The following is an 18043-nucleotide window of genomic DNA, read 5'->3' on the forward strand; positions in this document are numbered from 1 at the left end:
CGGTCACGCGGGCTTGTCGAACGCGCCGTCGACCTTCGCGCAGATCTCCCGCGCCTCGTCGGGGTAGCGTCCGATCAGTCGGTGCAACTCGGCGACTGAAGTGCATCGAGGAGTCGTCGTCCGCCCCGCCGGGCTCGTCGTCCGTGTTCCGTTCGAGGTCGCGCTGGAGCGGGAGGGGATCGATGTCGATGGCGCGCAGCACGTGCAACGCGAGGTTCCCGCCCTCGGTGACGATGCCGGCCAGCAGGTCCGCCGTGCCGACGTTCGGGCGTCCGCCGGTGGACGCCCGATCGATGGCCAGCTTGATCGTGGTGTGGGCCCGCTGGGTGAACGAGGGCAGCCGGTCGGCCAGGGCGTCCGAAGTCAGCTCGCCCAGCGCCGTCTGGCGGATCGCGGTGACCCGGCGCACGGCCTGTTCCAGGGCTCGCTGGCAGATCGCGGAGACCGGCACGTCGGCGTTCTTGACGGCTTCGGCGAGTTCGTCGGGCAGGTACACGTTGATCTTCGGCATGGCCGGTCCTCAGGGTCGGGAACGCGATGACCCTCTCACGTATACCCCCATTGGGGTCATGTGTATATAACCCCATCATTCGCCGGGCGCTTCGCCGCGTCGTTGGTGTGGCCAATGAATCCGTGTATTGTTGGCGTGACCAACATTGGACGTTCCAACGGAAGGGATGTCATGTCCACGGATACTCTGATCGCCGACCGTATTGAGATCGCCGACCTGTTCACCCGCTTCGCGCTCCTGCTCGACGAGAAGCGGTGGGAGGATGCGGACACCGTCTTCAATGACGATGTGGCGGTGCACTCGCCGCGCGGGGGCGAGCTTCGCGGCATCGACAAGGTCGTCGGCTTCATGCGACAGGGCGAGGTCGAGGGGCAACACACCCAGCACACGACCACCGACCTTCTGGTGGAGGTCGACGGTGACCAGGCGGCCGCCTCGGCGAACTCGCTCGTGTACTACTACCGCGACGGCCAGGCACCCCACTTCACCGGCGGCCTGCGACTGGCCGGCACCGCGGTGCGGACGCCGGCGGGCTGGCGCCTCCGCGAAGTGCGGATCACGCCCGCCTGGACCCGCGAGAACTGATCTCTTTCCGGGAAAACGTGGGCGTCCCCGGGCGTGTGGGCGGTGCCCCCGCGCTCAGCCGGCGGCGCGGTCGCCGACCGCGCGCCGCCGCGCCGAGACGTCGGTCAGCGCGGGCGAGCGCCAGGCGCCGTCCGCGCGGTACAGGTCGGTTCCGGGCGGCACGATCTCGTCGATCCGATCGAGCGCCGCGTCGTCGAGGGTGAGGTCGGCGCCCTTGAGCGTGGCCCGCAACTGCTCCATCGTCCGGGGGCCGATGATCACCGAGGTGACGGCCGGGTGCGCGACGGGGAAGGCGACCGCGAGTTCGGGCAGCGTGCAGCCGAGGTCGGCGGCGAGCTCGATGAGCCGCTCCACGGCCTCGTACTTCGCGGCGTTCCCCGGGAGGGCGGGGTCGAACCGGGCGGGCGTCAGCGCGGCACGGCCGCTGGACAGGTCGACGGAGCCGTCCTTGCGGTACCGGCCGGTCAGGAAGCCCGAGGCGAGCGGGCTCCACGTCAGCACGCCCATGCCGAGCCGCCGGCAGACCGGCAGGACCGACGCCTCGATCCCCCGGGCCAGCAGCGAGTACGGCGGCTGCTCGGTCCGGAACCACCCCAGGCCACGGCGCTCGGACACATGGTGGGCCTCGACGATCTCCTCGGCCGGAAAGGTGGAGCAGCCGAAGGCCCGGATCTTGCCCTGGCGCACCAGGTCGGTCAGCGCGGAGAGCGTCTCTTCGACGTCGGTGCTGTGGTCGGGACGGTGGATCTGGTAGAGGTCGATCCAGTCGGTGCGCAGGCGGCGGAGGCTCTCCTCGACCTCTTTGATGATCCAGCGCCGCGAGTTGCCGCCCCGGTTGGGCCCCTCCCCCATCGGAAAGTGCACCTTGGTGGCCAGCACGACGTCGTCGCGGCGGCCCCGCAGGGCCTTGCCCACGATCTCCTCCGACTCCCCGGCGGAGTACATGTCGGCGGTGTCGACGAAGTTGATCCCCTGGTCGAGGGCCGCGTGGATGATGCGGGCGCACTCGTCGTGGTCGGGGTTGCCGACGGCACCGAACATCATGGCGCCCAGGCAGTGGACGCTCACCTGGATGCCGGTGCCGCCGAGAACGCGATAGCGCATGATCATGCTCCTTGTCAGAGTGGGACGACGGCGCTCACTCGTGGCGGTGGTCGCGACGCGGACGCGGCCTCGCCGCCCGTACGGGGCCGGTGGCGCCGCACCGCCCCGTACCTTAGGAGCTAGAGTCGGCTCTAGATCAAATGCGGCTATGTGAGGTCGGAGAGGAGACCGTCGAGGGCCTGGGTGAGGGCTTCGGAGTTGGCAGCGGTGAACCAGGTGGTGCGGATGCGCTCGTTGTTTCCCTTCGGAGTCTCGTGATCGGCCGCGAGCTGCTGCAGGGTGCGGGTCTCGTCGCTCAGCGCACGACCGACCTCCTGGAAGAGGCCGCGGACGTAGCGGTCCGCTTCACCGGCGGCGATGCCGTGGCCGACGGCCCACGACGTGAGCGTGGCGAGGTACCGGTAGTGGGTGGTCTGCGTCCCCGTCACCGCGGAGAAGACGTTGAAGGCCGTCTCGTCCGCGACCGGGAGCGCCCCGCCCAGGTGCTCGAAGAGGGAGTCCACCACCGGGTGGGAGGGGCACGTCACCGTGACGGAGCGGCGGTCGCGTATGGCGGGCAGGGGGATGGCCCGTACGAGCGGGGCCTCGGTGGCCAGCGTCCGGCGTAGGTCGTCGTTGCCGACGCCGGACATCACGTTGATCAAGACCTTGTCGTCGGCGACCGTCAAGCCGGCGAGCGCTTCGTGCCGGTCCTGACGGCGGACGGCGATGATCACGATCTCGGAGCGGTCCACCACCGCCTGGTTGTCGGGACACACCCGCACGCCCTCGTAGCGCTCGGACAGCTCCGCGGCCGTGCGGGCTCCGCGAGGGGAGAGGAACACCTCGGGGGCATCGTCGCCTCCCTCGTACAGACCGTCCACGATGGCCCGGCCGATCTCGCCTACCCCGATGATGCCGATGCGCTGCACCGTGTCCTCCTCCATGGCCCGTGAACACGCGTTGGTCGAGTCCGTGGCGAAGACGCCGTTCGCCACGGGTCTCATTGGTCGATCATGCGGATGCCGTGGTCGCCGTATCGGGCTCCCCGGGCGCCGGTGGTGGGGACGGCCGCGTCGATGTGGCTGAGATCCGTCGCGGTCAGCTGCAGGTCGAGTGCGGCCAGGTTGTCGCGCAGATGGGGACGGCGCGAGCTGCCGGGGACGGGGATGACGTCGCTGCCGCGCGCGAGGAGCCAGGCGAGGGCGATCTGGGCGGGGGTGGCGTTCTTGGTGGTGGCCAGGTGGGTGATGGCTTCGACGATGGTGAGGTTGGCCTTGAGGTTGTCGCCGTTGTAGCGAGGAGCGGTGGCGCGGAAGTCCCCGCTGTCGTAGCGGGTGGTGGCGCGGACGGCTCCGGTGAGCAGGCCGCGGCCGAGGGGGCTGTAGGCGACCAGGGCGGCGCCGAGGTCGCGGAGCGTGGGCAGGATGTCGTTTTCGACATGGCGTTCCCACAGTGAGTACTCGGTCTGGACGACGCTGATCGGGTGAACGGCGTGGGCGCGGCGGAGGGTGGCGGCCGAGACTTCGGACAGGCCGATGTGGCCTACCTTGCCCTGGGCGACCAGGTCGGCCAGGGCGCCGACCGACTCCTCGACGGGTACGGCAGGATCGATGCGGGCGAGGTAGTACACGTCGATGTGATCGGTACGGAGCCGGCGCAGGGACGCTTCGCAGGCGCGGCGCAGATAATCGGGTGCGCCCGCGGGGACCAGCCCTTCGGCGGTGCGCCGGACGCCCGACTTGGTGGCCAGCACCACGCGGTCACGGTGCGGCGCGAGGGTCTGGCCCACGAGTTCCTCGTTCGCTCCGTCGCCATAGAAGTCGCCGGTGTCGAACATGGTGACGCCGGAATCGAAGGCTTCCAGCAAGGTGGCAGCGGCCTCGTGCGGGTCGGCCGGACCGTAGCTGCCGGTCATGCTCATACAGCCGAGGCCGAGTCGACTGACCGCTGGGCCGTCGGCGCCAAGGGTGGTGGTGGGCATCGTTCCTCTCACGGGTGCTTCGGGCGTGAATCTTCGCTCATGGTCGGTTGTGAGCCGGTGTTGGCCGCCCTCCTATCACCTGCGGAGTCGGCCGGAGCCGGCGTCATATCGATCGCGGTCGTCGCCACAACAACGCGACCGCCAGGAGTCCTGCCAGGCAGGGAGCCATACCGGCCCAGCCCAGCGCCGGTGGCAGCCCGGTGTCGCCGGAGGTGTCCTTGGTGAGCAGTCCGGTCAGTCCGACGCTTGCACCGAGCACGAACATCAGTGCGTGCAACACTAAGTGCATCAGGCTGGAGTCGGGCGAGAGGAGCGCGATGGAAGGCCGAAGGCGCCGGTCGACCCGTCTGCGCCTCGCCCGAAAGATCTTCTTCGGGCAGCGCGGCGAACTGCGCCAGCACTACCGCGAAGGCATGGAGGACCGGCTCGGCGCGCTCGGGCCGGCCCTGAACTCCGTAGTGCTCTTCAACAGCCTCTACGTTGACGCAGCCGTCAGACAGCTCGCCGCCGACGGCTGATCGGCGCCGGGTTCTCGGGGAGCTGCCAGCTGCCGCCGCGGTCCTCCTTCGAAAAGCGCGCGGCGAGATCGGGAACGCGTAGGAAGCAGGCCAGTGCGGTGGCGGCCTGAAAGGCGTCGATCGCACGCTGGGTCATCGGCATGCCCAGGCGCAGGAGACGCGGATTCACCTCGCCCTGGATTTCGTCGACGAAGGGCCGCAGCGCGCTGTCGTAGTTCGCCAGTGCGGTCGGCAGGTCGCCCGGATGCCGGTTGATCTCGCCGGCCAGGACGTAGGCGCCCACCAGGCCGCCGGAGATGCCCATGCCGCTGTACGGGGAGGCGCAGTGGGCGGCGTCGCCGGCCAGGACCACGCGGCCTTTGGACCAGGTGTCGGTTCGGACCTGGACGATCTCCTGGGAGTAGAAGAAGGGGCTCGTCTGCATACCGTCGATGAAGCGCTCGGTCTGCCAGCCCGCGTCGCGGAACCTGCCGGCCCAGAACTCCTGCTGGCGCTCGACGGGTTTCCGGTGGATCGCCGAGGCCTCCTCGGATTCCTCCCGCATCACGAAGTACACCTGGGTCTCGGTCGGGTTGTGGCTGCGGCGCATGATCTGACGGCCGCCTGGGACCATGTAGGTGTCCCGGATGTTGCTGTCGGACGCTATGCGCGGGATGAACCAGTAGGCCATGTGGATGCCGACCCGCCAGTACGGGTCGAAGCCCGCCGGGAGGATCGCCCGCCGGATGCGCGATCCCTGCCCGTCCGCGCCGACCAGGAGGTCGAACTCGCCGCAGGACCCGTCGGAAAAGTGCGCGATGACCTTCTGTTCGTCCTGCTCGAAGCCGTCCACGCTCACGCCGAAGACGTACTCGGCGTCGTCCTTCGACGCCTCGTGCAGGATGCGTACCAGGTCACCGCGCATGATCTCGTACTCGGAGGTGAGGGTCTGCCGGCCACGGCCGGAGGTGTTGGCCATGATCGTCGCCTTGGCCCGGCCGCGCGCGTCGACGAAGGCGACACCCGCCTCGTCCACGAGCCTGCCGCGGACGGCGCCAAGAAGCCCCATCCGCTCGACGGCCTCGATGCCCTGCCCCCGGAGGTCCACCTGCGCCCCGGTGGCCCGCAGCGCCGGAAAGCGTTCGACGACGGTCACCCTGTGGCCGCCCCGCGTGAGCCAGAAAGCCAGCGCCTGACCTGCTATCCCGCCGCCGGCGACGAGGACCCGCAAGGACTGTGTTCCGGATCGCGTGATCATGGCCCCGCCCCAAAATCTATCAGTGAATGATTCCTTTCCAGTGTCATCTATCAGCGATAAATTTTCAACGTGACCAAGATGAATCGCGAGACCGTCATCACCGAGGCTCTCGGCCTGCTCGACGAAGTCGGACTGGACGCTGTCAGCACGAGGCGGCTGGCGAAGCGCCTGGGCGTCGAGCAGCCATCGCTCTACTGGTACTTCCGCACCAAGAAAGACCTCCTGGCCGCCATGGCGGAAGCGGCGATGGCGCCCCACGCGGCGCAACCGCTGCCGACGCCCGGCGACGACTGGCGCGACTGGTTCCTGGAGAACACGCGCAGCTTCCGGCGCACCCTGCTGATGCGCCGGGACGGCGCGCGGCTCCACGCCGGCACCACCCCCACCGGTGACCTCGCCCGGATCCGCCGCAAGATGGACTTCCTCATCACCTCCGGCGTGCCCGAGCGCGACGCGCAGATGGCGATGCTGGCTGCCGGCCGCTTCACGGTCGGCAGCGTCCTGGAGGAACAGGCGGATCCGAGCCACGGCACCGCCGCGCTACCGGCCGACGTGCCGGCGATCGATCACGAGTCCGCATTCGAGGCGGGCCTCGCCCTCATCCTGGACGGCCTGGAGCAACGCACCGCACAGGGGCGCAGGACGTCCCTGTCGTCAAACGATCGTTTGACGACAGGAGGACGACACGTCCAATGAACCCGTGCAATCCGGGGTGCGGCGGCCCGAATCCAATCAGATCCGATAGTGAGGGCCCGCTCGGTCAACCGAGCGGAGCCAGCCTGACGGCCTGCTTGAGGAAGATGACGCCGTCGATCACGTCGAGCCGAGCCGGATCCAGCGGGAAATAGGCGAAGTCGTGGGAGACGCGCGGGGCCGGCTTCGCGACGGCCTCGGCCAGGCGGCGGGCGTCGATGAGAGAGTGATCCCACGGGAGCGCGGACAGGATGCCCTCGACGGTGCCCGGGGGCGGGGCGTCGTCGCCGACCGTGCCGAAGGCGGAGGCCAGGAAGGCGTACCGGTCGCCCAGGTGCGCCGTGGTGATCGCTCCCGCGCTCCACCACTCCAGCGACTGGTCGCCGAACGACATGACGCTCTTGTTCCGCTGCAGGTGGAGGTTGGAGGCGAAGACCAGGGCCGGGCCCTGCTCGGCGACGGCACGCAGGTTGGCGGCCATCATCGCGGCCCGCAGGACCGACAGCCGGGTCCACCGCTCCGGGGACGCGTCGGCCAGCCAGTAGTGGTAGCGGAGCAGGCCGGTGGCGGTGCGCGCGTACAGCGCCGCCCGGTCCCTGTCCTCCGCGCTCAGCCGTGGCGCCTGCGTGTCGAGCAGCGCTGCCAGGTCGTCGGCGATCAGTCGCAGCCGCTGGGCGTCGGCGGACTGGCCGATCGACTGGGACGGATCCATGGCCGTGGCCTCGTTCGACCACCGGTCGTCCGGGCCCAGCAGCGCGTCGAGGGTCTCCCGGGTGCAGGGAAGCGGGCCGTCGAGGAGGGAGTGGAGGGCGGTGAGCGCCTGGCGTGGGCTCTCGGCCCAATACTCCAGAGGACCGTCGAACCCGAAGAATCGGAGCTTCTCGTCATGTTCCTCGTTGTACGCGCGCATCCAGCGCACGAGTTCGCGGTTGGCCGGTGCCGTGCCGAAGCGGTGGCTGAAGCCGCGTTCCATGACGTCGTCGAGCGTGCCCGCGCCCGTCGTGATGTAGTCGTCGACCACGAGGCCCATGAGGCAGTCGCTCTCGATGGCGAACGAGCGGTAGCCCTCGTGCTCGACCAGCAGCCGGAAGAGCTCGTTGCGCAACTCGCCCAACTCCCCCACGAAGTGTCTGGCCTCGCCCAGGCCGAGCAGCAGAGGCCTGGCGGGAAGCGACCGGAGGAACGCCGAAACGCCGATGCCATCGAGCGGCCAGGCCATGTCCTTGATATCCATTCCTTAAACGGTATCGTTGAACCTTCGGTGTAAACTTTTCGTGGAAAATCCCGCTTTTCTCGCAATGAACCTTCAATCGGTGATGCATCCATGAGGCCAGTGGACCTGGCGCGCGAGCACGGCCTGTCCACCCAGGCGGTCAGAAACTACGAGGACGCCGGCATCCTGCCCGCCGCCGAACGCACCGTCCACGGCTACCGCACCTATACGCCGCTGCACGCGCAGGCCCTGGGCGCGTTCCTCGCCCTCCTGCCCGGGCACGGTCACCAGACGGCCACGTCGATCATGCAGGCGGTCAACCGGGGCGCCACCGAGGACGCGCTGCGGCTCATCGACGAGAGCCACCGCCGGCTCCTCGACGACCGTCGCACCCTCGAGGCCGTCGAAGCCGCGCTCCGCGATCTGGCACCCGTGCCGCAGGAACACGGCGACACGTTCATCGGCCCCCTGGCCAGGCGGCTCGGCCTCCGCCCGGCCACCCTGCGCAAATGGGAGAACGTCGGGCTGGTCCGGCCGCGCCGCGACCCGCAGACGGGCTACCGGATCTACAGCGCGGCCGACGTACGGGACGTCCGGCTGGTCCACCAGCTCAGGCGAGGCGGCTACCTGCTGGAACAGATCGCCCCACTGATCGCTCAGGTCCGCTCCGCCGGAGGCGTCGCCCCGCTGGAGTCGACCCTGCGCGACTGGCAGGCCCGCCTGTCCGCCCGGGGCCGCGCCATGCTCAAGGGCGCCGCCGACCTGGACGCCTACCTCCGCGCCCGCGAACCCTGAGGCCCGGATCGTCCCCTGCTCGACCGCGAGGGCGCCGCGTCGCCTGCCGTCCGAGACTCCGGTCTCCGGACGGGCTGTGTCTGTGCGCTCAGGCGGGAGTCAGCGCCGAACGGAGCCGGTCGACGATGACGGTCCGGGCGGCCCTGCCCTCGGGCGTCGGGGTGAGCGGATAGACGTGCACGAGGCCCGGGGCCTCGTGGAACTCCAGGTCGACGCCCGCCTCGGTGGCCTTGCCGGCCAGGACGCGCGCGTCCGGGTTCAAGATGTCGCGGGTGCCGCAGAACAGCGTCACCGGACCCAGCCCGCGCAGGTCGGCGCCGAGCGGGCTGACCCGCGGATCGGTGATGGGCAGGTCGCCGCGCCAGTGCTCGGCGAAGACCCGGCCGCCTTCGCGCCCGAGCCACGGGTCGCTGGGCTGCACCGCGTCGATGTCCGGGTTGGCGAATGTCAGGTCGAGCGCGGGCGAGATGAGCACGGTCCGGGGCAGCGTCACCTGATGGCGGTCACGCAGGAACACCGCGGTCGACAACGCGATCTGCCCGCCCGCGGAGTCTCCGGCCAGGCACGTGGCCCCGTGCTCGGCCCGACCGGCGAGGACGAGCTCGGCCACACGCCCGACGACCTCCGCGGCGGTCCCGTACGGCACGAGAGGGTAGATCGGCAGCACGACGGTCGTCCCCACCTCGGCGGCGACCTGCGCGGCGAGCCGCCAGTGCTGGGAGACGATCTCGTTGACCCACCCTCCCCCGTGCGCGTAGACCAGGCACCCGCGGGGAGCGCGGCCTTTCGGGGCAAGGCGGTAGACGGGCCACTCCTGCGACCGCTCGACGGACACCGTCACGTCCGCGCGAAGGCGGCGCGGCGGTCCGTACGGCTGCGGGCGGAGCGTGCGCTCCTCGAGATGGTTCCGTGCCCCTTCGGCCGTGACGTACAGGCGGTTCATCCGCCTGACGCGGACGTAGCCGGCCACCAGCCGGCTGCGCGCGCTGACCACCGTTCCCGTGTCCTTTCCGGTCCGCCGCTTCTCGTCGCGGTCCTCAGCGGTGCGGGGCGTCCGGCGGGGTGCCGGGGCCCCGGTAGGGCAGGGTCTGGCTGTACACCACGTTGGTCGTGACGCTGCCGAACTGCGCCAGTTCGTCGACGAGGCGTTCGAGGTGGGCCATGGACCCGGCGACCACCTTCAGCATGTAGCAGTCCTCGCCCGCGGTCCGCAGGCACTCGAGGAACTCGAGGCGTCGCTCCAGCAGCCGGTGCAGCGGCTCGTGCCGGCTGCCGGGATATTTCAGCCGTACGACCGCCAGGACCGCGTAGCCGACCTTCGCCAGGTCGACCTCCGCACGGTAGCCCGTGATGACGCCCAGGGACTCCAGCCGCCTGACCCGCTCCGTCACCGCCGACGCACTGAGGCTGACCCGGCGGCCGAGCTCGGTCAGGGGGACGCGGCCGTCGCGCTGCAGTTCCGCCAGGATCACCCAGTCGGTCTCGTCAAGATCCTCGGCCATCCGCCGAATATAGCGGAATATCCACGGCGACAGCCCCCATATGCCGTGGATGATCTCTTCCTTGAGCTCGAATGCCTCGATAGCGTTGCGGTATGCGAATCGGAGTTAACGTCCCCAATTACGGACCCGGGACCGAGCCCGAGGTGCTGCGCCGCTGGGCGCGGACGGTCGAGGCCCTCGGATATGACCTGTTGACGCTGTCGGACCATGTCGTGGTGACACCGGACGTGGAAGAGCAGTATCCGGCGCCCTTCTACGAGCCGTTCACCACGCTCGCCTGGCTGGCGGGCGTCACCGAGCGGATCCGGCTCGGCACCTCGGTGGTCATCGTGCCCTACCGGCATCCCCTTCTGCTCGCCCGGATGGCGGCCAACCTCAACGAGCTCAGCGGAGGCCGCCTGGTCCTCGGCGTGGCCGTCGGCTGGGCGCGCCAGGAGTTCGAGGCGCTCGGGGTGCCGTTCGAACGGCGCGGCGCGCTGACCGATGACCACCTGCGTGCCGTCCGCGCCGCGTGGGCGGACGAGAAGGACTACCGGAGCGGTTCGATCCCGATCTGGGTGGGCGGCAACAGCGACATGGGCATACGCCGGGCGGTGCGCCTGGGCGACGCGTGGCATCCGATACACGACCTGACCCTCTCCGGGCTGCGTGACGCTGTGGGCCGGATGACCGCTCTCGCCGACCGGCTTGAGCGCCCGGTGCCCGCCCTGGCGCCGCGTATCTTCCTACGGCTGACCGACTCTCCCATCCTCGGCGACGACCGCCGGCTCGGCGAGGGCACGATCAAGCAGGTCCTCGACGACCTTGAACAGCTGCGCCTGCTCGGGGCCGACACCGTTGTCCTCGATCCGTTCCTCGGCGACCCGCTCGAGACGCTGCATCCGCAGACGGCCTGGAGCGCGCTGGCGACCGTGGCCGACCATTGGGACCTGGACCCACGTCCATGACGAACGGAGCGACGATGACATCTGAGGACGAGCGGTTCCTGCGCCGGGCCATCGAGCTGGCCGCCGCGGCGGCCGCGAGCGGGGACGCCCCGTACGGCTCCCTGCTGGTCGGCCCGGACGGCGGCGTGCTCGCCGAGGAGCACAACACCGTCATCAGCGACCGGGACATCGCCGCCCACCCGGAGCTGAAGCTGGCCCGGTGGGCGGCCCGCGAACTGGACCCCGACACCGCGGCGGCGACCACGATGTACACCAGCTGCCAGCCGTGCGCGATGTGCTACGGCGGCATTCAGCGCTCCGGGCTGGGCCGTGTCGTGTTCGCGCTGTCCACCGAGCAGTTGGACGCGGTCAAACCGGGCGGCGGCTGGCCGGTCGTGCCCCAGGAGGGGCCCGCGCTGTTCGACGAGGCCCGGGTGCCGATCGTGGACTTCTACCGCTGAGGCCCGTCAAGAAGTCGGTGGCCGCGCGCTCGCGCCGGGCCATACGATCACGTCGTGCTGAAGCCCGACTACCCCATCATCACCGAGCGACTCCATCTGCGCCCGTACACGGCCGAGGATTTCGACGCCCTCCACGACATCCAGTCCCGTCCGGAGGTCGCCCGCTACCTGTACTGGGGCGAGCGCGACCGCGACGAGGTCCGCGAGGCGCTGGAGAAGAAGATCCGATCCTCGGTGATCGCCGATGAGAACGGGGACCTGCAGCTCGCGGTCGTGCTGCCGGAGTCCGGCGCGCTGATCGGCGACGTCGTGCTGATGTGGACGAGCCGCGAACACCGGCAGGGCGAGATCGGATACGTGTTCCACCCCGACCACGGCGGCCACGGCTACGCCACCGAGGCCGCCGAGGTGATGCTCCGCCTTGGGTTCGAGGGGCTCGGCCTGCACCGCGTCGTCGGGCGCCTCGACGGCCGCAACACCGCCTCGGCCCGCCTCCTGGAACGCCTCGGGATGCGCCGCGAGGCGCACCTGGTGCAGAACGAGATCGTCAAGGGCGAGTGGACCGACGAGGTGATCTACGCGATGCTCGAGGACGAGTGGCGGGCCCGCGCGTGAGCGCGCGCCTGCGCCGGTACGCCTCCGACAACGCGCGGATCGTCGACGACGGCGAGTACGCCACCGCGGACGGCGCCGTCGTCGTCATCGCCCCGGCGCTGGAGGCCGCGATGGCGGGCACGGTCAGCCATCCCCCGGACGGGCCGATCCCGCCGCCCGCGGCCGGGCCGAGGCGCCGGACGCGCTTCGAGGTGACCGCCGAGGGCAGCCTGCAGGCGGCCCGGCGGCTCCACGCCACCGGCACCGGCCGGATCGCCGTGCTGAACTTCGCATCGGCCCGCAACCCCGGCGGCGGCTACGTCGGCGGTGCCCGCGCGCAGGAGGAGGACCTGTGCCGGCACTCGCTGCTGTACCCGTGCCTGCTGCGCGCCCCCGACTACTACGCGGCGCACCGCGCCTCACCCGACCTGCTCTACAGCCACCGCGTCATCTGGTCCCCCGACGTCCCGGTGCACCGGGGCGATGGCGGGGACCTGCTGGCCGAGCCGTACCCGGTGTCGTTCCTGACCTGCCCGGCCCCCAACGCCGGCGAGGCGCTGCGCCGGGACCCGGCCATGGCGGACCGAATCCCGGGAGTCCTGCGCGACCGGGCGCGCCGGGTGCTGGCGGTGGCCGCCCACCACGGCGCGCGCCGGCTGGTCCTGGGCGCGTGGGGCTGCGGGGTGTTCCGCAACGACCCGCGTCAGGTCGCCGAGGCGTTCCACGCCCACCTGATCGCGGACGGGGAGTTCCGGGGCGTCTTCGACCGCGTGGTCTTCGCGGTGTGGGACCGCGCACCGGACTCGGTGAACCGCGCCGCGTTCGCCGCCCGCTTCGCCGCCGAGACCGGAACGGGACACGGGGCGGAACAGCCGGCCTGAGGCTCCCCGCTCACCGCTTCACCAGGCGTAGGTCCCGCCGCTCTCGCTCAGGAACACTCCGCTCGGGACGTCCTCGGTGACCTGCCGGGCGATGTACGCCCCGCCCTCCGCGGCGCTCAGGTGCCCGCGATGGCCGTTCAGGTCGGTCGCGCAGAAGCCCGGGGACAGGGCGTTCACCGTGATGCCGCTGTCCCGCAGCGCGTTCGCGTAGATCAGCGTCACCGCGTTCAGCGCGGCCTTGGAGGAGTTGTAGGCCAGCAGGTTCGCGTACGGCCGCAGCGCCGGGTCCGGGTCGGCGAGGAACTTCACCGTGCCCAGCCCGCTGGAGACGTTGCCGATGTAGGGGGCCGGTGACCTGCGCAGCAGTGGCAGCATCGCGTTCGTGACGGCGACGGCGCCGAACACGTTGGTCTCATAGACCTCGCGCAGCGCGGCGACGGGCAGCTCGAACGGCGGGCGCGCCTCGTCGCGGGTGATGGCGGCGTTGTTGATCAGGATGTCCAGCCGGTCGTGAGTCTCGGAGATCAGCCGGGCCGCGGCCGCGATCGTGTCCGGGTCGGTCACGTCGAGACGTACGAACCGCGCGTCGAGGCCCTCCCCGGCCAGCTCGGCGGCCGCGGCGCCGCCGCGCTCCGGGTCGCGGGCGCCGAGCAGGACGATGTGGCCGTCCTGGGCGAGCGCCCGCGCCGTGGCGAAGCCGATCCCCTTGTTGGCGCCGGTGATCAGAACGATCTTCTTCTGGTTCGTCATGGCCCTCACCCTGGCCGCCGCGCGCCACGGCCGGGAGAGACCCGCCGAGGCTGGTACCGGCGGTCCCATGGTCCCGGCCGCGCCGGTGCGGCACGCTTGTCCCATGAAGGAGTGGAGCGAGCGAGGTGAGTGAACTCGACCGGCCGGAGCTGGCCGCCTTTCTCCGGCGCAGCCGTGCCCGGGTACGCCCGGGCGACGTCGGGCTGGAGGCGGGTCCACGCCGGCGCACGCCCGGCCTGCGCCGCCAGGAGGTCGCGCAGCTGGCCGGCATGTCGGTGGACTACTACATCCGCCTGGAGCAGGGCCGGGGCCCCCGCCCGTCCCGGCAGATCCTCGCCGCGATCGGCCGGGCGCTGCGCCTGTCCGACGACGAACGCGACCACCTGTACCACCTGGGCGGGGAGGTCCCCGGCCCGCCGGTGGGGCCGGCCCGCGACGTACGGCCCGGCGTGCTGCACCTGCTGGACCGGCTGGACGACACTCCGGCGATGGTCTGCGACGCGACGTACGAGGTCCTGGCGTGGAACCCGATGGCGGCCGCGCTGCTGGGCGACTTCTCCCGCCTGCCGGCCGGCGAGCGCAACCTGATCTGGCGGTTCTTCACCGACCCGGCCGAGCGGGCCCGCCACGACGCCGAGGGCGGCGAACGGTTCGCCCGGGAGTCGGTCGCCGACCTGCGGGCCGCGGCGGCCCGCTACCCGCATGACGGGGGCGTCCACCGCCTGGTCGACCGGCTGCGCGCGGCCAGCCCCGAGTTCGGTGACCTGTGGGCCGAGCACGACGTACAGGTCCGCCGCTCGGCGAGCAAGCGACTGCGCCATCCGCTCGTCGGCTGGCTCGACCTGGACTGCGAGGCGCTGCACGACCCGCACCGTGACCAGTGGACCATCTTCTACACCGCCGCTCCCGGGAGCCCGTCGCACGAGGCCCTCGAGCTGCTGAAGGTCGTCGGCACCCAGGACCTCACCGTGGGCGACCGGTCCTAGTTCCCCGGGTCCGGCGCGGGCAGCGGCCCCATCGGCTCGGTGCCGGCGTGCCGTTCGAAGGCGAGCAGGTGCCGCTTGCGGTGCAGGCCGCCGCCGTAGCCGGTGAGGTCGCCGGTGGACCCGACGACGCGGTGGCACGGCACGATGATCCCGATGGGGTTCTTGCCGTTGGCCAGTCCGACGGCGCGGGCGGCGGTGGGCCGGCCGATCCGCTCGGCCAGCTCCCCGTACGAGACGGTCTCCCCGAAGGGGATCTCCAGCAGCGCCGCCCAGACCTGCCGCTGGAACGGCGTGCCGACGGGCGCGAGCGGCAGGTCGAAGGTGGTGCGCCGGCCGGCGAAGTACTCCTCCAGCTGGTCGATCGCCGCGCCGAACGGCGCGGGGTCGCGCTCGCCGAAGGTGTGCTCTTCGGGCCGGTACCGCTGCCGGTCCATGTACAGGCCGGTCAGGACGCCGTCGGCCGCGACGAGGGTCAGCGGGCCGACCGGGCTGTCCAGCACCGTGTAGGTGCGGGTGGTCATCGAGGTTCCTCTCAGGTCAGGCGGGCATCCGGTTGATGGCGTGCTCGCCGGTCGCCCACAGGTACTGCACCGCGTACGCGCGCCAGGGCCGCCAGGCCGCGGCGTGCCGGGTGAGGGCGGCCGGGGTCACCGGCAGGCCGAGTGCGCGCGCCGCCGTGCGCACTCCGAGGTCGGTGGGCGTGAACGCGTCCGGGTCGCCGAGCGCGCGCATCGCGATGATCTCGACGGTCCAGGGTCCCAGGCCCGGCAGGGCCGCCAGCAGCTCGCGGGCCCGTCCCCAGTCGCTGCCGGCGCCCAGGTCGATCCCGCCGTCCGCGAGCGCGCCGATCAGCGTGGTCAGCGTCGTACGGCGGGCGCGGGGGAACGCCAGCGTCTCCGGGTCGAGCGCCGCGAGCGCGTCCACGCCGGGGAACAGGTGTGTCAGGCCGCCCTCGGGATCGTCGACGGGTTCGCCGTACGCGGTGACCAGCCGGGCCGCGTGCGTACGGGCCGCCGCCGTCGAGACCTGCTGGCCCAGGACCGCGCGCACCGCGAACTCGGCGGGGTCGACGGTGCGCGGCACGCGCCGGCCGGGGTCCTTGTCCACGTGCGGGGCCAGTGCCGGGTCGGTGCGCAGCAGGTCGTCGACGGCGACCGGGTCGGCGTCCAGGTCCAGCAGCCATCGGCAGCGGCTGATCGCGATGGACAGGTCCCGCAGGTCGGCCAGGTGCAGCCGGCAGGCGATGTGGTCGGGGGTGGGCCGCAGCGAGACGACGCCGTGGCCGTGGGGCAGGCGCAGGGTGCGCCGGTACGCGCCGTCGCGCCACTCCTCGACGCCGGGCACGGCCGTCGCCGCCAGGTGCCCGAACAGGTTGTCCGGGCACAGCGGGGCGCGGAACGGCAGCCGGACCGACAGTGCCCCGGACGTGGCGGCGGGGTGCCCGCGCGCGACGCGGTCGCGCAGTTCGGTCGGGGACATCGCGAACACCTGCCGTACGGTGTCGTTGAACGCCCGGACGCTGGCGAAGCCCGAGGCGAACGCCACGTCGCTCATCGGCAGCGAACTCGTCTCGATCAGCAGGCGGGCGGTCTGGGCGCGCTGCGCGCGGGCGAGCGCTAGCGGGCCGGCGCCGAGCTCGGCGCGCAACTGGCGTTCGACCTGGCGGGTGCTGTAGCCGAGGCGGGCGGCCAGGCCCGGCACGCCCTCCCGGTCGATCACGCCGTCGGCGATCAGCCGCATCGCGCGGGCGACCAGGTCCGCGCGTTCGTTCCACTGCGGGGATCCGGGGCTGGCGTCCGGGCGGCACCGCTTGCACGCCCGGAATCCGGCCTGCTGGGCCGCGGCGGCGCTGGGGAAGAACCGCATGTTCTCCGGCTTGGGCGGCACCACCGGACAGCTGGGCCGGCAGTAGATCCCCGTGGTCAGCACCGCGGTGAAGAACCAGCCGTCGAAGCGGGCGTCCTTGGACTGCACGGCCCGCACACAGCGTTCCACGTCCTCATGCATACCGACAAGCATCGCCGGTGGACAGCGCATTGTGCTCGCGAAATTCCGACATCATCCTGCGGCCGCCGGTCCCGCCCCCGGCGGCCGCAGGACGCCTCGGCGGGCGCAGGACGCCTCGGCGGGCGCGCGAGAGGTGGGCGCTCTTCGACCGGGACGTGCCGTCGCGGTCGAACGCCCGCCTCATTCCGAAGGTCGAGGTGAACCTAACCTCGATCTTGAATAGGGGGCTTGCTCGGACGCAGGCACCCTCAAAGAGCGCCGACTACCATCTGAGGATGCCGACCACGGGGGAACGCCCGCGCCCTGATCTGCCCTGGACCGGGCGGCCCGGCCGCGCCGACCTGATCTGCTGGGCCGGGATCGCGCTGAGCGGCCTGTACGCGCTGGCCCTCATCCCGCTGCGCCCGGTGCTCATCGGCCGCGACCCCGTGCTGCTGGAGCTGCTCACCGGCAGCATGACCTCCATCGTCACCGCCGGGGCGTTCGCCCGCGTCGGCGAGGTGTCCCTGGTCCTCGCGGTGGCCGCCGCCGTCCCCGGCATGATCGTGTTCGACCCGTTCTTCTGGTGGGCCGGCCGTCTGTGGGGACGCGGCATGCTCACCCTCGTGGCCGGGCGCGGCGGCCGCGGCGGCCGGACGATCGCCCGCGCCGAGCGCCTCGGTCACCGGCTCGGCTGGGTCGGCGTCGTCATCGCCTACTATCTGCCCGTCCCGGCCGCCCTGCTGTTCGTCATCGCGGGCTGGACCGGGATGCGGCTGGTCACGTTCGTGCTGCTCGACACGGTCGCCGCGCTGCTGTGGATCGGCATGCTCGTCGGCCTGGGCTACTACCTCGGTCAGGACGCCGTCGACGTCGCCAAGACCATCTCCCACTACGGCACCTGGGCCTCGATCGCCCTGGTCGCCGGCGTCCTGATCGTCCGCGGCGTCCGAGGCCGCCGCGACGCGGGGGCCGGCCCGGACGCCGAACCGGCGGACCGCGCGGAGGTCGCCGCGGACCGCTGACTTCTCCGGCGCCTCAGCACGGCGGGGGCGGCGGCGGGGGCGGAAGGGAGTCCAGGCCTGGGGCCGGCTCGGGCCACACCAGCAGTACGCGGCAGGGCGCGTGGTCGACGACGAACCGCGTCGGCGGGGCCAGGCTGTGCGGGCCCAGCCGGTCGCGGCTGCCATCGCGGGCGCAGATGAGCAGGTCGGCGTCCTCGGCGGCCCGTACGACCTCGTGTTCGAGGCGGCCGTGTCTGGCCTGCCGGGCCGCGGCCCGGCCGAGCCGCGCGGCAACCAGCAGTGCGCCGAGATGATCGCGCAGGTGATCCAGGAG

20 protein-coding genes and 2 pseudogenes are annotated in these 18043 nt (G+C 71.6%); 10 read left to right on the top strand and 12 right to left on the bottom strand.

The genetic code is table 11. The features are described 5' to 3' along the window. Positions 1-511, bottom strand: a pseudogene (locus tag AB0K82_RS42870) (hypothetical protein); the annotation flags it as partial. A 171-nt stretch (positions 512-682) separates the two neighbouring features. On the opposite strand from AB0K82_RS42870, the gene AB0K82_RS42875 reads away from it, so the two are divergent. Beyond that, positions 683-1096, top strand: a complete 414-nt coding sequence (locus tag AB0K82_RS42875) for a nuclear transport factor 2 family protein (protein ID WP_364409000.1) — start codon at positions 683-685, stop codon at positions 1094-1096. 54 nt (positions 1097-1150) lie between these two features. Here the strand turns inward: AB0K82_RS42875 and AB0K82_RS42880 are convergent, their stop codons facing one another. The 3 genes from AB0K82_RS42880 to AB0K82_RS42890 all read right to left on the bottom strand — a co-directional run bounded on the left by AB0K82_RS42880 (position 1151) and on the right by AB0K82_RS42890 (position 4163). Beyond that, positions 1151-2200: an aldo/keto reductase gene (locus AB0K82_RS42880; RefSeq protein WP_364409003.1), complete on the bottom strand. Its 1050-nt coding sequence runs from the start codon at positions 2198-2200 to the stop codon at positions 1151-1153. Between the two features lie 146 nt (positions 2201-2346). After that, a complete protein-coding gene (locus AB0K82_RS42885; protein WP_364409005.1) occupies positions 2347-3186 on the bottom strand; it encodes an NAD(P)-binding domain-containing protein in 840 nt (279 codons plus the stop codon). Next, entirely contained in the window at positions 3183-4163 is a 981-nt protein-coding gene (locus tag AB0K82_RS42890) for an aldo/keto reductase (RefSeq protein ID WP_364409007.1), read from the bottom strand. Before AB0K82_RS42890 ends, AB0K82_RS42885 begins: the two co-directional genes overlap by 4 nt. Before the next feature lie 353 nt (positions 4164-4516). Here AB0K82_RS42890 and AB0K82_RS42895 point away from each other — a divergent pair. Then, positions 4517-4645 (top strand): annotated as a pseudogene (locus AB0K82_RS42895) (Tn3 family transposase); the annotation flags it as partial. A 10-nt stretch (positions 4646-4655) separates the two neighbouring features. Here the strand turns inward: AB0K82_RS42895 and AB0K82_RS42900 are convergent. Continuing rightward, entirely contained in the window at positions 4656-5918 is a 1263-nt protein-coding gene (locus tag AB0K82_RS42900; RefSeq protein WP_364409010.1) for an FAD-dependent monooxygenase, read from the bottom strand. A gap of 78 nt (positions 5919-5996) precedes the next feature. Here AB0K82_RS42900 and AB0K82_RS42905 point away from each other — a divergent pair, with 78 nt between their 5' ends. Continuing rightward, positions 5997-6614, top strand: coding sequence for a TetR/AcrR family transcriptional regulator C-terminal domain-containing protein (locus tag AB0K82_RS42905; protein ID WP_364409051.1), 618 nt, complete (start codon positions 5997-5999; stop codon positions 6612-6614). A 64-nt stretch (positions 6615-6678) separates the two neighbouring features. Here AB0K82_RS42905 and AB0K82_RS42910 read toward each other — a convergent pair whose 3' ends face one another. After that, positions 6679-7845: an erythromycin esterase family protein gene (locus tag AB0K82_RS42910; protein WP_364409013.1), complete on the bottom strand. Its 1167-nt coding sequence runs from the start codon at positions 7843-7845 to the stop codon at positions 6679-6681. A gap of 90 nt (positions 7846-7935) precedes the next feature. On the opposite strand from AB0K82_RS42910, the gene AB0K82_RS42915 reads away from it, so the two are divergent. After that, positions 7936-8619 carry a TioE family transcriptional regulator gene (locus tag AB0K82_RS42915; protein ID WP_364409016.1) on the top strand — a complete coding sequence of 228 codons (684 nt, stop codon included), beginning with the start codon at positions 7936-7938 and terminating at the stop codon, positions 8617-8619. Between the two features lie 88 nt (positions 8620-8707). On the opposite strand, the gene AB0K82_RS42920 is transcribed toward AB0K82_RS42915, so the two are convergent. Together AB0K82_RS42920 and AB0K82_RS42925 are read right to left on the bottom strand one after the other, a co-directional pair. Next, a complete protein-coding gene (locus AB0K82_RS42920; protein ID WP_364409018.1) occupies positions 8708-9613 on the bottom strand; it encodes an alpha/beta hydrolase in 906 nt (301 codons plus the stop codon). 43 nt (positions 9614-9656) lie between these two features. Then, positions 9657-10121 carry an Lrp/AsnC family transcriptional regulator gene (locus AB0K82_RS42925; RefSeq protein ID WP_364409021.1) on the bottom strand — a complete coding sequence of 155 codons (465 nt, stop codon included), beginning with the start codon at positions 10119-10121 and terminating at the stop codon, positions 9657-9659. A 92-nt stretch (positions 10122-10213) separates the two neighbouring features. Here AB0K82_RS42925 and AB0K82_RS42930 point away from each other — a divergent pair, with 92 nt between their 5' ends. The 4 genes from AB0K82_RS42930 to AB0K82_RS42945 are packed head-to-tail and all read left to right on the top strand — an operon-like array spanning position 10214 to position 12983. Continuing rightward, positions 10214-11068 carry an LLM class flavin-dependent oxidoreductase gene (locus AB0K82_RS42930; RefSeq protein ID WP_364409024.1) on the top strand — a complete coding sequence of 285 codons (855 nt, stop codon included), beginning with the start codon at positions 10214-10216 and terminating at the stop codon, positions 11066-11068. Positions 11069-11082: 14 nt separating this feature from the next. Then, on the top strand, positions 11083-11508 hold the full coding sequence (locus AB0K82_RS42935; protein ID WP_364409027.1) for a nucleoside deaminase: 426 nt from the start codon (positions 11083-11085) through the stop codon (positions 11506-11508). A 54-nt stretch (positions 11509-11562) separates the two neighbouring features. Further along, positions 11563-12123, top strand: a complete 561-nt coding sequence (locus AB0K82_RS42940; protein ID WP_364409030.1) for a GNAT family N-acetyltransferase — start codon at positions 11563-11565, stop codon at positions 12121-12123. Further along, on the top strand, positions 12120-12983 hold the full coding sequence (locus AB0K82_RS42945) for a TIGR02452 family protein (RefSeq protein ID WP_364409032.1): 864 nt from the start codon (positions 12120-12122) through the stop codon (positions 12981-12983). The genes AB0K82_RS42940 and AB0K82_RS42945 overlap by 4 nt, the downstream gene beginning before the upstream one ends. 18 nt (positions 12984-13001) lie before the next feature. Here AB0K82_RS42945 and AB0K82_RS42950 read toward each other — a convergent pair whose 3' ends face one another. Further along, a complete protein-coding gene (locus AB0K82_RS42950; protein ID WP_364409035.1) occupies positions 13002-13733 on the bottom strand; it encodes an SDR family NAD(P)-dependent oxidoreductase in 732 nt (243 codons plus the stop codon). Between the two features lie 125 nt (positions 13734-13858). On the opposite strand from AB0K82_RS42950, the gene AB0K82_RS42955 reads away from it, so the two are divergent. Next, the gene (locus AB0K82_RS42955; protein WP_364409038.1) at positions 13859-14719 is read left to right on the top strand and encodes a helix-turn-helix transcriptional regulator; all 861 of its coding nucleotides are present in this window, start codon (positions 13859-13861) and stop codon (positions 14717-14719) included. Here AB0K82_RS42955 and AB0K82_RS42960 read toward each other — a convergent pair. Together AB0K82_RS42960 and AB0K82_RS42965 are read right to left on the bottom strand one after the other, a co-directional pair. Next, complete coding sequence (locus AB0K82_RS42960; protein WP_364409040.1) at positions 14716-15240, bottom strand: methylated-DNA--[protein]-cysteine S-methyltransferase; 525 nt, start codon at positions 15238-15240, stop codon at positions 14716-14718. The two genes, AB0K82_RS42955 and AB0K82_RS42960, sit on opposite strands and share 4 nt — an antisense overlap. A gap of 16 nt (positions 15241-15256) precedes the next feature. Continuing rightward, positions 15257-16726 (bottom strand): AlkA N-terminal domain-containing protein, encoded by a 1470-nt coding sequence (locus AB0K82_RS42965; RefSeq protein WP_364409043.1) that lies wholly within the window; start codon positions 16724-16726, stop codon positions 15257-15259. A gap of 275 nt (positions 16727-17001) precedes the next feature. Between AB0K82_RS42965 and AB0K82_RS42970 the strand changes: the two genes are divergently transcribed. Continuing rightward, the gene (locus AB0K82_RS42970) at positions 17002-17730 is read left to right on the top strand and encodes a VTT domain-containing protein (protein WP_364409046.1); all 729 of its coding nucleotides are present in this window, start codon (positions 17002-17004) and stop codon (positions 17728-17730) included. A gap of 13 nt (positions 17731-17743) precedes the next feature. On the opposite strand, the gene AB0K82_RS42975 is transcribed toward AB0K82_RS42970, so the two are convergent. Next, the coding region (locus AB0K82_RS42975; RefSeq protein ID WP_364409048.1) for a hypothetical protein at positions 17744-18043 on the bottom strand (300 nt) is incomplete at its 5' end.

The sequence above is a fragment of the Actinoallomurus sp. NPDC052274 genome (assembly GCF_040679475.1).
Taxonomy (GTDB): Bacteria; Actinomycetota; Actinomycetes; order Streptosporangiales; family Streptosporangiaceae; genus Actinoallomurus; species Actinoallomurus liliacearum.

Excerpts from the sequence above, each read along its gene's own strand:
- AB0K82_RS42905 (WP_364409051.1), top strand. The coding sequence starts at position 5,997 with ATGAATCGCGAGACCGTCATCACCGAGGCTCTCGGCCTGCTCGACGAA.
- AB0K82_RS42960 (WP_364409040.1), bottom strand. The coding sequence starts at position 15,240 with ATGACCACCCGCACCTACACGGTGCTGGACAGCCCGGTCGGCCCGCTG.
- AB0K82_RS42910 (WP_364409013.1), bottom strand. The coding sequence starts at position 7,845 with ATGGATATCAAGGACATGGCCTGGCCGCTCGATGGCATCGGCGTTTCG.
- AB0K82_RS42880 (WP_364409003.1), bottom strand. The coding sequence starts at position 2,200 with ATGCGCTATCGCGTTCTCGGCGGCACCGGCATCCAGGTGAGCGTCCAC.
- AB0K82_RS42970 (WP_364409046.1), top strand. The coding sequence starts at position 17,002 with ATGCCGACCACGGGGGAACGCCCGCGCCCTGATCTGCCCTGGACCGGG.
- AB0K82_RS42890 (WP_364409007.1), bottom strand. The coding sequence starts at position 4,163 with ATGCCCACCACCACCCTTGGCGCCGACGGCCCAGCGGTCAGTCGACTC.
- AB0K82_RS42900 (WP_364409010.1), bottom strand. The coding sequence starts at position 5,918 with ATGATCACGCGATCCGGAACACAGTCCTTGCGGGTCCTCGTCGCCGGC.
- AB0K82_RS42930 (WP_364409024.1), top strand. The coding sequence starts at position 10,214 with ATGCGAATCGGAGTTAACGTCCCCAATTACGGACCCGGGACCGAGCCC.
- AB0K82_RS42965 (WP_364409043.1), bottom strand. The coding sequence starts at position 16,726 with ATGCATGAGGACGTGGAACGCTGTGTGCGGGCCGTGCAGTCCAAGGAC.
- AB0K82_RS42925 (WP_364409021.1), bottom strand. The coding sequence starts at position 10,121 with ATGGCCGAGGATCTTGACGAGACCGACTGGGTGATCCTGGCGGAACTG.
- AB0K82_RS42935 (WP_364409027.1), top strand. The coding sequence starts at position 11,083 with ATGACATCTGAGGACGAGCGGTTCCTGCGCCGGGCCATCGAGCTGGCC.
- AB0K82_RS42950 (WP_364409035.1), bottom strand. The coding sequence starts at position 13,733 with ATGACGAACCAGAAGAAGATCGTTCTGATCACCGGCGCCAACAAGGGG.
- AB0K82_RS42915 (WP_364409016.1), top strand. The coding sequence starts at position 7,936 with ATGAGGCCAGTGGACCTGGCGCGCGAGCACGGCCTGTCCACCCAGGCG.
- AB0K82_RS42885 (WP_364409005.1), bottom strand. The coding sequence starts at position 3,186 with ATGAGACCCGTGGCGAACGGCGTCTTCGCCACGGACTCGACCAACGCG.
- AB0K82_RS42875 (WP_364409000.1), top strand. The coding sequence starts at position 683 with ATGTCCACGGATACTCTGATCGCCGACCGTATTGAGATCGCCGACCTG.